Annotated in this window: 12 protein-coding genes and 1 other RNA gene; all 13 read left to right on the forward strand. The window is 58.0% G+C overall.

From position 1 onward, the window contains the following. The first annotated feature begins 43 nt into the window (after positions 1-43). The 13 genes from rnpB (at position 44) to murC (ending at position 13,867) form a co-directional block, all read left to right on the forward strand. An RNA gene (rnpB, locus tag FHW17_RS08060) (RNase P RNA component class A) lies at positions 44-474 on the forward strand. Positions 475-846: 372 nt separating this feature from the next. After that, positions 847-1,302 (forward strand): division/cell wall cluster transcriptional repressor MraZ, encoded by a 456-nt coding sequence (mraZ, locus tag FHW17_RS08065; RefSeq protein ID WP_182509573.1) that lies wholly within the window; start codon positions 847-849, stop codon positions 1,300-1,302. Then, positions 1,302-2,309 carry a 16S rRNA (cytosine(1402)-N(4))-methyltransferase RsmH gene (gene rsmH, locus FHW17_RS08070; protein WP_112529088.1) on the forward strand — a complete coding sequence of 336 codons (1,008 nt, stop codon included), beginning with the start codon at positions 1,302-1,304 and terminating at the stop codon, positions 2,307-2,309. The genes mraZ and rsmH overlap by 1 nt, the downstream gene beginning before the upstream one ends. A 3-nt stretch (positions 2,310-2,312) precedes the next feature. After that, positions 2,313-2,750, forward strand: coding sequence for a hypothetical protein (locus FHW17_RS08075; RefSeq protein WP_112529090.1), 438 nt, complete (start codon positions 2,313-2,315; stop codon positions 2,748-2,750). Position 2,751: 1 nt separating this feature from the next. Continuing rightward, positions 2,752-4,476 carry a penicillin-binding protein 2 gene (locus tag FHW17_RS08080; RefSeq protein WP_113096336.1) on the forward strand — a complete coding sequence of 575 codons (1,725 nt, stop codon included), beginning with the start codon at positions 2,752-2,754 and terminating at the stop codon, positions 4,474-4,476. A 13-nt stretch (positions 4,477-4,489) separates the two neighbouring features. After that, positions 4,490-5,959, forward strand: coding sequence for a UDP-N-acetylmuramoyl-L-alanyl-D-glutamate--2,6-diaminopimelate ligase (locus FHW17_RS08085; RefSeq protein WP_112529094.1), 1,470 nt, complete (start codon positions 4,490-4,492; stop codon positions 5,957-5,959). Then, positions 5,956-7,389: a UDP-N-acetylmuramoylalanyl-D-glutamyl-2,6-diaminopimelate--D-alanyl-D-alanine ligase gene (locus FHW17_RS08090; protein ID WP_112529096.1), complete on the forward strand. Its 1,434-nt coding sequence runs from the start codon at positions 5,956-5,958 to the stop codon at positions 7,387-7,389. The genes FHW17_RS08085 and FHW17_RS08090 overlap by 4 nt, the downstream gene beginning before the upstream one ends. A gap of 25 nt (positions 7,390-7,414) precedes the next feature. Continuing rightward, the gene (mraY, locus tag FHW17_RS08095; protein WP_112529098.1) at positions 7,415-8,497 is read left to right on the forward strand and encodes a phospho-N-acetylmuramoyl-pentapeptide-transferase; all 1,083 of its coding nucleotides are present in this window, start codon (positions 7,415-7,417) and stop codon (positions 8,495-8,497) included. A gap of 10 nt (positions 8,498-8,507) precedes the next feature. Next, positions 8,508-9,917, forward strand: coding sequence for a UDP-N-acetylmuramoyl-L-alanine--D-glutamate ligase (murD, locus tag FHW17_RS08100; protein WP_182509574.1), 1,410 nt, complete (start codon positions 8,508-8,510; stop codon positions 9,915-9,917). Between the two features lie 31 nt (positions 9,918-9,948). Then, positions 9,949-10,176, forward strand: coding sequence for a hypothetical protein (locus tag FHW17_RS08105; RefSeq protein ID WP_182509575.1), 228 nt, complete (start codon positions 9,949-9,951; stop codon positions 10,174-10,176). 1 nt (position 10,177) lies between these two features. After that, positions 10,178-11,335, forward strand: coding sequence for a putative lipid II flippase FtsW (ftsW, locus tag FHW17_RS08110; protein ID WP_112529102.1), 1,158 nt, complete (start codon positions 10,178-10,180; stop codon positions 11,333-11,335). A 7-nt stretch (positions 11,336-11,342) separates the two neighbouring features. Then, the gene (murG, locus tag FHW17_RS08115) at positions 11,343-12,470 is read left to right on the forward strand and encodes an undecaprenyldiphospho-muramoylpentapeptide beta-N-acetylglucosaminyltransferase (protein ID WP_113096339.1); all 1,128 of its coding nucleotides are present in this window, start codon (positions 11,343-11,345) and stop codon (positions 12,468-12,470) included. Further along, positions 12,467-13,867: a UDP-N-acetylmuramate--L-alanine ligase gene (gene murC / locus FHW17_RS08120; RefSeq protein ID WP_091877841.1), complete on the forward strand. Its 1,401-nt coding sequence runs from the start codon at positions 12,467-12,469 to the stop codon at positions 13,865-13,867. The genes murG and murC overlap by 4 nt, the downstream gene beginning before the upstream one ends. Positions 13,868-13,889 lie beyond the last annotated feature (22 nt).

Here is a 13,889-nt window from a genome sequence, read left to right on the forward strand (position 1 = left end):
TTTTCGTTTGCGTTTTGCCGCCGAAACCCTTTTATACGCTTCGTCAGCTGGCCGGGCAGCCGCGCATGTCAAAAGCCGAAAGGCGGCATGTGAGGAAAGTCCGGGCTCCAGGGAAACACGGTGCCGGATAACGTCCGGCGGGGGCGACCCCAGGGAAAGTGCCACAGAAAGGAAACCGCCCCGTCTTTCGTTGTGTCGGATCATGTCGATTGGACACAAGGAATGACGGGGTAAGGGTGAAAGGGTGGGGTAAGAGCCCACCGCGTTGCTGGTAACAGGAACGGCAAGGTAAACCCCACCGGGAGCAAAACCGAATAGGGACGGCGTGTCAGGCGAAAGTCTGACGATTGGTTTCCGGTCAGTCGTCCGGGTAGGTTGCAGGAGGCGGATGGTAACATCCGTCCAAGATGAATGGCTGCCGCGTTGGACGAAAGTCCAGCCATACAGAACCCGGCTTACAGGCCAGCTGACACTTCATTGTTTAATTTTGGCGATTGCACGCACAATGCTGATGCATCCCACCAATCACCCCCATCACTGCCATTCCTAACCGTTCATTAAGCTTAATGAGCCATAAATTCAGAATCGCCGGAAGTGTGCTTGGTTGCAGGCTTGCTCCCATATGTGTTCTCTAATCCCATTGACGCCCATAGTGCCCCATGATATCGATTGGTTTCATCAGTAGCGTTCAGTCGACACGGTGTTTCCCGACATTGGATTTGGCATGCCAGGGCTTGCAATCGGCCCGTTTGGCTGATGCATGCGTGGCTATTGATGGGGCTCCAAGGGGTGGAGCAGGGGTGGAAATGAAACAGGCCCTCGTGGCGGAAACGGCGGTGTTGCGTTTTGAACCGGTTCCTCGGACATGTGACGAACAAGATCGATGCGAAGGGACGGGTATCCGTGCCGGCGCACTTTCGTTCGATCATCCAGCAGGCCGGCCATACGGAACTCTACGCGCTGCGTTCGCTGCATCTGCCTGCCCTCGATGCGGGCGGGCCGGATCTGCTGACACGCTTCGACAAGCGGCTGGCGAGCGAGGACCCCTTCGCCGAGATGGCGGACGATATGTCTTTTTATCTGCACGCGGATGGCGGTTTTCTGAAACTGGACGCGGATGGCCGCATCACGGTGACGGACTTTCTGCGCGAGCATACGGGCATTACCGGGGATGTGACCTTTGCGGGGGCGAACACGCATTTTCAGATGTGGCAGCCGGATCAGTTCGAAGCGCATCGGGCAAAGGTTCGTCAACGCCTGATGGAACGGCGTCTTCAGGAAAATCAGACAGGAAACGGATAATGGCAGGTGCAGGCGGTCAGGATAATGCGCGCCACATACCGGTCCTGCTCGATGAAGTCATTGCTGCGCTGAAACCCGGACCGGGTCAGTTGATCATCGATGGTACGTTCGGTGCTGGCGGCTATACAACACGTATTCTCGAAACCGGTGCCTCGGTTACGGCAATCGACCGGGACCCGTCAGCCATTGAAGCCGGGCGGGCTTTGGAAAAAGCCCATCAGGGTCGTCTCACGCTGGTACAAGGAACATTCTCGACGCTTGATCAGGTTGCGCTGCTTGGTGCTCCCGATGGTATCGTGCTCGATATCGGCGTGTCCTCCATGCAGATAGACGAGGCGGAGCGCGGCTTCTCCTTCCAGAAGGACGGCCCGCTTGATATGCGCATGTCGAGTTCGGGCCCAAGCGCTGCCGATGTGGTCAATCGTCTGAAAACCGGCGATCTCGCCCGTATCTTCAATTTCCTTGGTGAAGAGCGCCATGCGGGCCGTATCGCGCGCATGATTGAAAAGCGCCGCACCACCGAGCCTTTTCATCGCACCCGTGACCTTGCCAATGCCATCGAAGCGCTGGTCGGGCGTAATCCGAAAATTCCGATTCATCCGGCAACCCGTGTGTTTCAGGCGTTGCGCATTTTCGTCAATGACGAGCTTGGCGAACTTGTCCGTGCCCTGCACGCCGCCGAACGGGCACTCAAGCCGGGCGGTCGTCTGGTTGTCGTTACCTTTCATTCGCTGGAAGACCGCATCGTCAAACGCTTCTTCAATGATCGCGCCGGTTCAAGCGGCGGCTCGCGCCACCTGCCGCAGGTGCATGTGCGTCTGGCGAGCTTCGCACCCATTGGCAAAGGCGTTGTTGCACCCGGCGATGCTGAAACCGAAAGCAATCCGCGGGCACGCTCGGCCAAGCTGCGCGCTGCTATCCGCACCGAAAATCCGCCGCTTGCTGAAGATCATTCGATCTATGGCCTGCCCAATCTTCCGCATTTTCATGAAACGGCGAGGAGCTGATCCATGCTGCGCACCTTCGACATCATATTGATCGGGCTGATGATCGCAGCTGCGGGCATAACGTATAAAATCAAGCATGACGCTGAAAAGCAGATGACGGAAGTCCACAAGATCGAACGTATGATCTCCGATGAGAAAGATACGATTGATCTTCTGAAAGCCGACTGGAGCCTGCTCACCCAGCCAAGCCGGTTGCAGAAGCTTGTCGCCTCGTTTCAGGGCCAGCTGAATCTGCAGCCGGTTGAAGCGCAGCAGATCGCCAACCTCAATGAAATCCCCAGAGCCAAGCCAGCGGCTGAAAAGATTGATGACGTTGCCAACCTCATCACCGAGGCCGATGCGGGGCATGCAATCAAGAAGACCGATGCGATCAAGACAGGCAGCGTGAGCAAGCCTGCGGCTGGTGTCCCTGGTGCAAAGCCAAAGGGAGCTGCGCATTAACATGGCGATCTGGATCAAACGTAAAACAGCACAGTTGGAAAACGGAACAGTTCCGGCATTCGAACTGGATGCGAAGAAGAAAAAATCAGGCAATCGCGCGCGCAACCGCGTGATGATGGCCATGATATGCTTTGTCGGCATTTATGGCGTCATTGGCGGGCGGCTGATTTTCTACGGCATGCAGGAAGACACGACGGGTTATAACGGCCCGACCGGCACTGTGCTTGCCTCGCGTCCGGATATTCTCGATCGCAATGGCGAAGTGCTGGCAACCGATATCAAGACCGCATCGCTCTATGCCGAGCCGCGCAAGATCATCGACCCCGATGAAGCCTATGAATTGCTCTCAACGGTTCTGCCCGATCTCAACTTCGAACAAACCTATGCCCGCCTGAAAAGCGGTGCGGGCTTTGCCTGGCTCAAGCGTGGTCTGACGCCGCAGCAGAAAAGCCAGATCATGGCACTCGGCATTCCCGGCATCGGCTTCCGCACGGAGAAGTCTCGCTTCTATCCGGGTGGCCCGACCGCCTCGCACATCCTTGGTCTCGTCAATATCGACAATCAGGGCATTGCCGGTATGGAGAAATATATTGACGGGCAGGGACTGACCGATCTGCGCGATGTCGGACTTGCCGATGGCCGTTCGCTGGAGCCGGTGCGCCTGTCGATTGATCTGCGTGTACAGCACGTGGTGCGCGATGTCGTTGTGACCGCGATGCAGAAGTACCGTGCTATTGCGGCGGGCGCTGTTGTTCTCAACGTCAATACCGGCGAAGTCATGGCCATGGCGTCGGCGCCGGATTTTGATCCGAACAACCCGTTCAACGCGCTCGACAAGGACCATCTGAACCGCATGTCGGCTGGCCTTTACGAAATGGGCTCGACGATCAAGAGTTTTACGACAGCCATGTCGCTCGATCATGGCGCAACGCTCAACACCACCTATGATGCGACGCGTCCGATCACTATTGGCCGTCAGACGATCCACGATTTCCACGGCAAGGCGCGTGTGCTGACCCTGCCTGAAGTCTTTGTATTCTCATCGAATATTGGTTCGGCGCGTGAAGCCGATGCTGTGGGCATTGAAAATCACCGGGCATTCCTGACCCGCCTCGGCCTGCTTGATCCGATGAAGACGGAACTGCCTGAAGTTGCCAAGCCATACTCGCCAAAAGTGTGGAAGAAGGTGAATTCGATCACGATTTCCTTCGGTCACGGCATGGCGACAACGCCGCTGCAAACGGCTGTGGGTGCTGCGGCGCTGGTCAATGGCGGCAAGCTGATTGAGCCGACATTCCTGCCCCGCACACTTGCACAGGCGCAGTCGATGGCCGAACAGGTCATCAAGCCGAAAACCAGCGATGATATGCGCTATCTCTACAAGCTGAATGGCGACACCGGCTCGGGCCGTAACGCCAACGTCAAAGGTTATCGCGTCGGCGGCAAGACGGGTACAGCCGACAAGGTTGTCAATGGCCGGTACGCCAAGGACCTCCGGTTCAATGCCTTCGTGGCAGCGTTCCCGATTGAAAAACCTGAATATGTTGTGCTGACGATTATCGATGAACCAAAGCCTGCCGAGGGGCAGAGCAGCGGTATCGCGGCCTACAATGCCGCGCCCATGGTGGCCGAAATTATCCGCAGATCAGCGTCATTTCTGGGGGTAAAGCCCGATTTCGGCCAACAAGTAACGCCATTGCAGGTTTCCTACGACAGTGATGAGTAAAGCAGATTCGGTCATGAAACTGAAAGATTTGAACGGCATACCTGCCCTGGCGATCTCCGAATTCGGGGATACGGAGATTACTGGCCTGACTTCGGATTCCCGGCAGGTTAAGCCCGGCTTCCTTTTCGCGGCGCTCAAGGGATCGAAAGCTGACGGCAGTGTCTATGCCGCCGACGCAGCAAAGCGCGGCGCGGCGATCATCGTGGCTGCAAGCGGTTCCAAGCAGAGCAATGTTTCTGCACCGATTATCTATGTGGACGATCCGCGCCGGGCGCTCGCTCTGGCTGCCGCCAGCTTTTACCGGGTTCAGCCCGATGTAATGGTTGCCATAACGGGCACCAGCGGCAAAACGTCGGTTGCTTCCTTCACGCGCCAGATTTGGGCCAATGCCGGTTTCGCTTCGGCCAGTATCGGCACAACCGGCGTGGTTTCGCCGACGCGCAATGATTATGGCTCGCTGACGACGCCCGATCCGGTTGAATTGCACAAGCTTTTGAGCGAACTGGCTGAAGAGGGTGTGACCCACGCTGCCATGGAAGCCTCATCCCATGGTCTTGATCAGCGCCGCCTTGACGGTGTGAAGCTGACAGCGGGCGCTTTCACCAATCTTGGCCGCGACCATATGGATTACCACCCGACGGTCGAGGAATATCACGCTGCCAAGCTGCGGCTGTTCACCGACCTTCTGCCCAAGGGCGCGCCAGCTGTTATTTTTGCTGACGATCCGTTTTCCAAGCCAACCATTGCTGCAGCCACTGAAGCCGGTTGCAAGGTTTTGACCGTTGGCCGCAAGGGCGAGTTCATCACGCTGAAGCGCGTTGAACATGAGCGCTTTCGCCAGCATGTCGAAGTACAGATTGCCGGTGAGATTTTCGAGATCACCTTGCCGCTTGCGGGGGATTTTCAGGTAGCCAATGGTCTGGTTGCTGCGGGTCTTGCCATTGCAACGGGCGTTCCTGCCGCCGCTGCCATGCGCGGTCTTGAACGGTTGAAGGGTGCGCCCGGACGGCTTGATCTTGTCGGCGCAACGGAAGAGGGCGCGCCTGCCTATGTTGATTATGCCCATAAGCCCGATGCCATGGAAAACGTGCTGACTTCGGTTCGTCCCTTCACGACGGGCCGGGTTATCGTGGTGTTCGGTTGCGGCGGTGATCGCGACAAGGGCAAGCGCCCGATGATGGGCGAAATCGCCACCCGTCTTGCCGATGTTGTCATCGTGACCGATGACAATCCCCGTTCGGAAGTAGCAGCAACAATCCGCTCTGAAATTCTGGCGGCTGCACCGGGGGCGCAGGAGATTGGTGATCGCCGCGAAGCCATTCGCGCGGCTGTCGCCATGATGAAGTCAGGCGATACGTTGATCGTTGCGGGCAAAGGCCATGAAGAAGGCCAGACTGTTGGCGATGTCGTCCTGCCATTCTCCGATCACACGGAAGTCGCACAGGCGCTCAAGGATCGTCTTGCCGGGGAGCATAACGCATGAGTTTGCTCTGGACCTCGGAAGCGATGATCGAGGCCATGAACGGCAGGCCTGTCGGTACGCTGCCGGAAGGCATTACCGGGATTTCCATCGATACGCGAACCCTGCGTAAGGGTGAGGCGTTCTTTGCCATCAAGGGCGATGCGCTTGATGGGCATGATTATGCAACCGCTGCGGTTGCTGCTGGCGCTGCTCTGCTGGTGGTTGCGGAAGTGAAGCTCCCGGCGCTGGGCAAGCTGAAAACCCCGATGATCGTGGTTGACGATGTGCTGGCCGCCATGACACGGCTTGGGCTGGCCGCGCGCGAGCGTTCCCACGCGCAGATCATTGCGGTGACGGGTTCGGTTGGCAAGACAACCACCAAGGAAGCGCTGCGGCATGTGCTTGCCAATGCGGGCAATGTGCATGCGTCGGTTGCCTCGTTCAACAATCATTGGGGTGTGCCGCTGACCCTTGCGCGCATGCCCGAGGATACGGATTACGGCGTCTTTGAAATCGGCATGAACCATGCGGACGAGATCAGGCCGCTGGTGAAAATGGTGCGCCCGCACGTGGCGATCATCACGCTGATTGCTCCGGCGCATCTTGGCCATTTCAAGAACCTGCAGGAAATTGCCACGGCAAAAGCCGAGATTTTTGAAGGACTTGTGCCCGGCGGCTATGCCCTGCTCAATCGCGATGACAAGCACTACAAGTTTCTGGAAAAGCTGGCGGTGGATGCGGGCGTCGAGCATATCAAGACCTTTGGCGAGAATGCCCGCGCCGACTATCGCTTGCGCGCGCTCAAACTGCATGGCGAGTGCTCCTGCATGACGGCGCGGCTCGCCGGTTCCGAGGTTGTGGTCAAGGTCGGCGCTCCGGGCAGGCACATCGTGCAGAATGTTCTGGCGGTGCTGGGCGCTGCGCATCTGACCGGTGCTGACATGACCAAGGTCACGCTGGCGCTGGCATCGCTGAAACCTGACAGCGGCCGCGGTGCCCGCCACACGCTGGAGATCGGCCGGGGTACATTCACGCTGATCGATGAGAGCTACAATGCCAATCCGGCATCAATGCGCGCGGCCATCGAGCTTCTTGCCGCTGCCGTGCCGACGGGCAGGGGCCGCCGCATCGCCGTTCTTGGCGATATGCTGGAGCTTGGCAAACAGGCACCAAAACTCCATGCGGAACTGGCGCCGGTGATTGCGGCCAATCATATCAACATGGTTTTCCTCGGTGGACCCGAAATGGCGGCGTTAAAAGCGGCCTTGCCGGTTGAAATCCATGCCGAATACAGGCAGAGCGTCGACGAATTGCAGTCAAATCTGCTGAGCACGATCAGGGCCGGTGATGTGATCATGATCAAATCATCGAAGGGAACCGGGTTCGCCAGGATCGTGAAGGCAATTCTACAGAAGTACAACACCGTGGAGCCCGTCGGTCCTGCCGAATGAGCCTACGGGGATGGGGACATAGTACATGCTTTATTATCTGGCCGGTCTGGCGGAACATATCCAATTTCTGAACGTGTTTCGCTACATCACGTTCAGGACCGGCGGCGCGCTGATCACTTCGGCGCTCATTGTGTTCCTGTTTGGCCCGCGCATCATCGACTCGCTGCGTGTGCGTCAGGGACGGGGACAGCCGATCCGTGCTGATGGTCCGCAGACTCACTTCAAGAAAGCCGGGACGCCGACCATGGGCGGCCTGATGATCATGACGGGCATTCTGCTTTCGTCGCTGCTCTGGGCCAATTGGTCGAATGTCTATGTCTGGGTCGTCCTGCTGGTGGCCGTGTCCTTCGGCGCCATTGGCTTTTATGATGATTATCTCAAGGTCAGCAAACAATCGTTCAAAGGTTTTTCTGCCCGCGCGCGTCTCGGCATTGAGTTTCTGATTGCCGCGCTTGCTGGTCTTGCGATCATGTGGGCAGGGCAGGAGCCCTTCTCCTCCTCGCTGACATTCCCTTTTGCCAAGCAGCTGATCCTCAATCTCGGCATTTTCTTCGTTCCCTTTGCCGCCTTTGTCATGGTCGGTGCAGGTAATGCGGTCAATTTCACCGATGGTCTCGATGGTCTTGCAACAGTTCCGGTGATGATTGCAGCGGCATCCTTCGGTGTTATCGCGTACCTTGCCGGTAATGCGATCTTTGCCGATTACCTGCAAATCCACTTCACGCCCGGTACGGGTGAGCTTGCCGTTGTGCTGGGTGCGGTTATCGGTGCCGGTCTTGGCTTTCTCTGGTTCAATGCGCCGCCCGCCGCCATTTTCATGGGCGATACGGGATCGCTGGCGCTGGGTGGGCTGATCGGTGCCGTTGCCGTTGCAACAAAACACGAGATCGTCCTCGCCATCATCGGCGGCGTCTTTGTCATGGAAGCCATGTCGGTGATCATTCAGGTCACATCGTTCAAGCTGACAGGCAAGCGCGTGTTCCTGATGGCGCCAATCCATCACCATTTCGAAAAGAAGGGCTGGACCGAGAGCCAGGTGGTTATCCGTTTCTGGATCATTGCCGTCATTCTCGCGCTGATCGGCCTTTCCACTCTCAAGCTCAGATAAGGCCAGTTGCATGATCGCCGCCCACTCCATGAAGGATAAAACCGTCGCGCTCTTCGGGCTCGGCGGTTCGGGTATTGCAACGGCAAAGGCGATTGCTGCCGGTGGTGCGAAAGTCATCGCCTGGGACGATAATCCGGATAGCGTTGCGCGGGCTGAAGGTGCCGGTATCGAAACCGCCGACCTGCGGCATGTTGACTGGAAGCAGTTCTCGTCCTTCGTGTTGTCCCCCGGTGTGCCGCTCACCCATCCGCGTCCGCACTGGACGGTGGATCTGGCGCGTGCCGCTGGTGTGGAAATCATAGGGGATGTCGAGCTTTTTGTGCGTGAGCGCAATCTTGCCGCGAAGAACAGCCCGTTTATTGCGATCACCGGCACCAATGGCAAATCAACAACGACTGCGCTGATTGCCCATATCATCAAGGCATCGGGCCGCGACATGCAGCTTGGCGGCAACATCGGCACTGCCGTGATGACGCTGGAACCACCTGTTGATGGTCGCCATTACGTGGTCGAATGCTCATCCTATCAGATCGATCTTGCACCTTCGATCAATCCGACTGCCGGTATCCTCCTGAACCTGACACCCGATCATCTCGACCGTCACGGCACCATGCAGCACTATGCCGAGATCAAGGAACGTCTGGTCGCCGGAAGTAATACCGCCATTGTCGGTGTTGATGACAGTTTCTGCGTGGCGATTGCCGATCGGCTGGAACGCGCTGGCAAGAGCGTGATCCGCATCTCCAAGCGCCTGCCCATTCAGAACGGTTATTTCGCCGAAGGTTCCACGCTTTATCTGGCCGAGAATGGCACGCGGACAGTAGTCGCCTCGTTGCAGGGCATCGGCTCGCTGCGCGGCGAGCACAATGCCCAGAACGCGCTGGCCGCCTTTGCCGCCTGCCGCTCGGTTGGTCTGTCTGTCGATGAGATCAATGCGGGCCTCAAAACCTTCCCCGGCCTTGCGCACCGCATGGAGCAGGTGGCGCGGCTGGGCAAGACGTTGTTCGTCAATGATTCCAAGGCGACCAATGCGGAAGCCGCAGCCCCAGCACTGTCATCCTTCCCGCGCATCTACTGGATTGCCGGTGGCCTGCCCAAGGAAGGCGGTATTTCCTCGCTGTCAGGGTTTTTCCCGCGCATCGCGAAAGCCTATCTGATTGGCGAAGCTGCGCCGCAATTTGCCGCGACGCTGGGCGAGGCGGCACCTTACGAGATTTCAGGCACAATCAACGCTGCGGTGGAACACGCCGCGCGGGATGCAGCCGGTGACGGGGCGCAGGAGGCGGTGGTTCTGCTGTCGCCTGCCTGTGCCAGTTTTGACCAGTTTCAGAATTTCGAGAAACGCGGCGATGCATTCCGCTCCGCCGTGCTGGCGCTTGCGGGCGCATCACCGATTGAAGGGGCAAAGAGCCCTTTCTGACCATATTGACCTATTCTGACGGAGGCATGTTGTGACAAGACCAAGCAAAGACAGGAAGGCGCGCACTCTTCGTGCGGGCGAGTGGCTTTGCGCTGGTATTGGTGCAACAGGCCCCATCCCTTCGGGTTTCCGGTTGGCGGACACCCGCATTATCAGGCGCCTTCGTCCGATGAACCACATCGGCCTCGCCACCTTCCGCGCGGATTGTCTCGCCACCCGAGAAACAGAATACGGCCAATATGGCCAGAAAGGGCTCTAGAATGGTAAGCCGCATTGACCGTGGACCCGTCGCTGACTGGTGGTGGACGATAGACCGTTTCCTGCTGGCCGCCTGTCTGACCCTGATGGGATTGGGCATCCTCCTTTCATTCGCCGCAAGCCCTGCCGTTGCCGAGCGCATCGGTCTTGAGAGCTTCTACTTCGTCAAGCACCAGTCGATGTTCATGGTGCCTGCGGTGGTCGTCATGTTTGCGGTATCGTTCATGGCGCCGCGCACCATCAGGCGCTTTGCCATCATCCTGCTTGGCATCTCGATGGTCGCGATGGTTGGGGCGCTCTTCTTCGGTATCGAGGTCAAGGGTGCGCGGCGCTGGGTGTCACTGGCCGGTATCTCGATCCAGCCGTCGGAATTCATGAAGCCCGCTTTTGTGATCGTCTGTGCCTGGCTCTTTTCCGAAAATGAGCGGCGCAAGGATATTCCTGGCAATTTCTTTGCCATGGTGCTGTTTGGTGTGGTCGCTGCTTTGCTCGTGGCCCAGCCGGACCTTGGCCAAACCATTCTGACAGCCATTACATGGGGCGCAATGTTCTTCATGGCCGGTGTACCGTGGTTGTGGATCGTCAGCCTTGGTGGTCTTGGCGTTGCGGGTTTCTTCGGCGCCTATACGGTGTTCCCGCACGTCGCGGGCCGTATTGACCGCTTCATGACGGGCGAAGGCGATACGTTTCAGGTGGATGCCGGGCGCGAAGCAATTATCCGTGGCGGCTGGCTGGGTCAGGGACCGGGCGAAGGCACCATCAAGCGCATTATCCCCGATAGCCATACGGACTTCATCTTCTCGGTGACTGCCGAGGAATATGGTATTGCGCTCTGCCTGCTGATCGTTCTGATCTTCGCTTTTATCGTGGTTCGCGGCCTGTCGATTGCGTTGAAAGAGCGGGATGATTTCACCCGCCTTGCGGTATCCGGCCTTGTGATCCTGTTCGGCTTCCAGTCGATCATCAATATGTCTGTGAATCTGCATCTGATGCCTGCAAAGGGTATGACCCTGCCGTTCATTTCCTATGGTGGTTCTTCGCTGATTTCGGTGGCAATCTCGACAGGGTTGCTCTTGGCCCTGACACGAAGAAGACCGGAAGGAAGACGCTCGGCAACACTGGCGAACGCAAAAACGCCGTCGCTGGCCAACGCAGTCTGAGTTGCCGATGTCCAAAGGAATTATTGTTTTATGTGCCGGGGGCACAGGTGGCCATCTGTTTCCGGCGGAAGCGCTGGCGCATGAACTGATCGGGCGTGGATGGGATATCCATCTGGTGACGGATGATCGTGCGGAACGTTTTGCGGGGTCTTTTCCGGCCAAGGAAATCCATGTGGTGCGCTCGGCAACCATTGGCGGGCGCAATCCGATTTCGCTGGCCCGCACCTTCTGGACGCTATGGCAAGGCAATCTTGATTCGCGCAAACTGTTCAGGCGGCTGAAACCCAGGCTCGTGGCGGGCTTTGGCGGTTATCCCACTTTGCCGCCGCTCTATGCGGCAACGGCCCTGAAAATCCCGACACTCATTCATGAGCAGAACGCCGTGATGGGCCGCGCGAACAAGGCGCTGGCTGCCCGTGTCAGTGCCATTGCTGGCGGGTTCCTGCCACAGGGCGAAGGCCCCTATGCGGGCAAGATCGTGGTGACAGGCAATCCGGTGCGCCCGGCCGTTCTGGCGGAAGTCGGCAAGGCCTACAAGGCATCGCAGGCGCATCAGCCGTTTCATTTTCTGGTGTTCGGCGGCAGTCAGGGCGCTTCGTATTTTTCCGAGGCCATTCCCGCAGCGATAAAGCTTTTATCGCCTGACGATCGTGCCCGTCTTGTGGTCACGCAGCAGGCGCGGGCCGAGGATGAAGCACAGGTGCGTTCCGCCTATCTGGCCATGGGCGTGAAGGCGGATGTCGCACCTTTCTTCAAGGACATGCCGCGGCGTATGGCAGATGCACATTTCGTCATGTCGCGCTCTGGCGCTTCGACAGTCTCGGAAATCGCTGCCATTGGCCGTCCAGCCATTCTCGTGCCTTTCCCCCATGCGCTTGATCATGATCAGGCGGCCAACGCCGCTGCTCTGCAGGCTGCAGGCGGCGCTGATGTGATCAAGCAATCGGAGCTTTCGCCTGAAAGGATCGCCACGATCCTGACCAGTGCCATGCATGAACCGACCCGATTGGCATTTATTGCGGATAAAGCCCGCTCGACCGGCAAGCCTGACGCTGCAAGGTTGCTTGCTGATGTCACAGAGGCTATTGCAACAGGCCAATCCATGACTGCAATTAAAAAAGGAGTGCGTCCATGAAGATGCCGCTCAACATCGGCCTTGTTCATTTTATCGGTATCGGCGGTATCGGCATGAGCGGCATTGCCGAAGTCCTGCACAATCTCGGCTACAAGGTTCAGGGTTCCGATCAGGCAGACAGCGCCAATGTGCAGCGTCTGCGCGAGAAGGGTATCGAGGTTTTTGTCGGGCACAATGCTGATAATCTTGGCGATGCTGAAGTTGTCGTGGTGTCGACTGCCATCAAGAAAACCAATCCGGAAATTGTTGCGGCGCGCGAAAAGCTGCTGCCGATTGTGCGCCGTGCCGAAATGCTGGCGGAGCTTATGCGCTTCCGTCAGGCCGTCGCCATTGGCGGCACCCATGGCAAGACCACAACCACATCCATGGTGGCGACCCTGCTCGATGCGGGCAATCTCGACCCGACAGTCATCAATGGCGGTATCATCAACGCCTATGGCACCAATGCGCGCATGGGCGCCGGCGAATGGATGGTGGTGGAAGCCGATGAGAGCGATGGCACATTTTTGAAGCTGCCTGCCGATGTCGCAGTTGTCACCAATATCGATCCTGAGCATCTCGACCATTACGGCACGTTTGACCGGGTGCGCGAAGCCTTCCGGCAGTTTGTCGAGAACGTGCCATTCTATGGCTTTGGCGTGATGTGTCTTGACCATCCGGAAGTGCAATCGCTGGTCTCACGCATCGAGGACCGCCGTGTCATCACCTATGGTGAAAACCCGCAGGCCGATGTGCGCTTCGTCAATCTCGTTGTCGATGGCCCATCGTCGCTGTTCGATGTGCAGATATCAAAGCGCAAAACCGGCGAGACCACTGAAATCAAGGGCCTGCGCCTGCCAATGCCCGGCAAGCACAATGTGTCCAACGCGACGGCGGCGATTGCCGTTGCGCATGAACTCGGCATTTCGGCTGATGATATCAAAAAGGGCCTGTCATCCTTCGGCGGCGTGAAGCGGCGCTTTACCCATACGGGTTCGTGGAAGGGTGTCGAGGTGTTCGATGATTACGGACACCATCCGGTTGAGATCAAGGCCGTGCTGAAAGCTGCACGCGATTCCGCCAAGGGCAGGGTCATCGCTGTCGTACAGCCGCATCGCTTCACCCGCCTTGCCAGCCTGTTCGATGAATTCGCAGCATGTTTCAACGATGCCGATACGGTTGTCGTTGCTCCTGTCTATACGGCAGGTGAGGACCCCATTGAAGGCGTGACATCAGAGGCGCTGGTTTCCCGCATCAAGACGGCAGCGCATCGGGATGCACGCTATGTCACTGGTCCGCAGGAAATCGCGCCATTGATTGCGACAATCGCCAAGCCTGACGATTTCGTCGTGTTTCTCGGGGCTGGCAATATCACCCAGTGGGCTTATGCCTTGCCAAAGGAACTTGCTGCGCTTTAGAGTTTGCGGTTGCGTGAGGACG

Origin of the sequence: Phyllobacterium sp. P30BS-XVII (assembly GCF_014138335.1) — a bacterium.
GTDB classification, from domain to species: Bacteria; Pseudomonadota; Alphaproteobacteria; order Rhizobiales; family Rhizobiaceae; genus Phyllobacterium; species Phyllobacterium meliloti.

Excerpts from the sequence above, each read along its gene's own strand:
- murG (WP_113096339.1), top strand. The coding sequence starts at position 11,343 with ATGTCCAAAGGAATTATTGTTTTATGTGCCGGGGGCACAGGTGGCCAT.
- FHW17_RS08080 (WP_113096336.1), top strand. The coding sequence starts at position 2,752 with ATGGCGATCTGGATCAAACGTAAAACAGCACAGTTGGAAAACGGAACA.
- FHW17_RS08090 (WP_112529096.1), top strand. The coding sequence starts at position 5,956 with ATGAGTTTGCTCTGGACCTCGGAAGCGATGATCGAGGCCATGAACGGC.
- murD (WP_182509574.1), top strand. The coding sequence starts at position 8,508 with ATGATCGCCGCCCACTCCATGAAGGATAAAACCGTCGCGCTCTTCGGG.
- FHW17_RS08085 (WP_112529094.1), top strand. The coding sequence starts at position 4,490 with ATGAAACTGAAAGATTTGAACGGCATACCTGCCCTGGCGATCTCCGAA.
- murC (WP_091877841.1), top strand. The coding sequence starts at position 12,467 with ATGAAGATGCCGCTCAACATCGGCCTTGTTCATTTTATCGGTATCGGC.
- rsmH (WP_112529088.1), top strand. The coding sequence starts at position 1,302 with ATGGCAGGTGCAGGCGGTCAGGATAATGCGCGCCACATACCGGTCCTG.
- mraY (WP_112529098.1), top strand. The coding sequence starts at position 7,415 with ATGCTTTATTATCTGGCCGGTCTGGCGGAACATATCCAATTTCTGAAC.
- FHW17_RS08075 (WP_112529090.1), top strand. The coding sequence starts at position 2,313 with ATGCTGCGCACCTTCGACATCATATTGATCGGGCTGATGATCGCAGCT.
- ftsW (WP_112529102.1), top strand. The coding sequence starts at position 10,178 with ATGGTAAGCCGCATTGACCGTGGACCCGTCGCTGACTGGTGGTGGACG.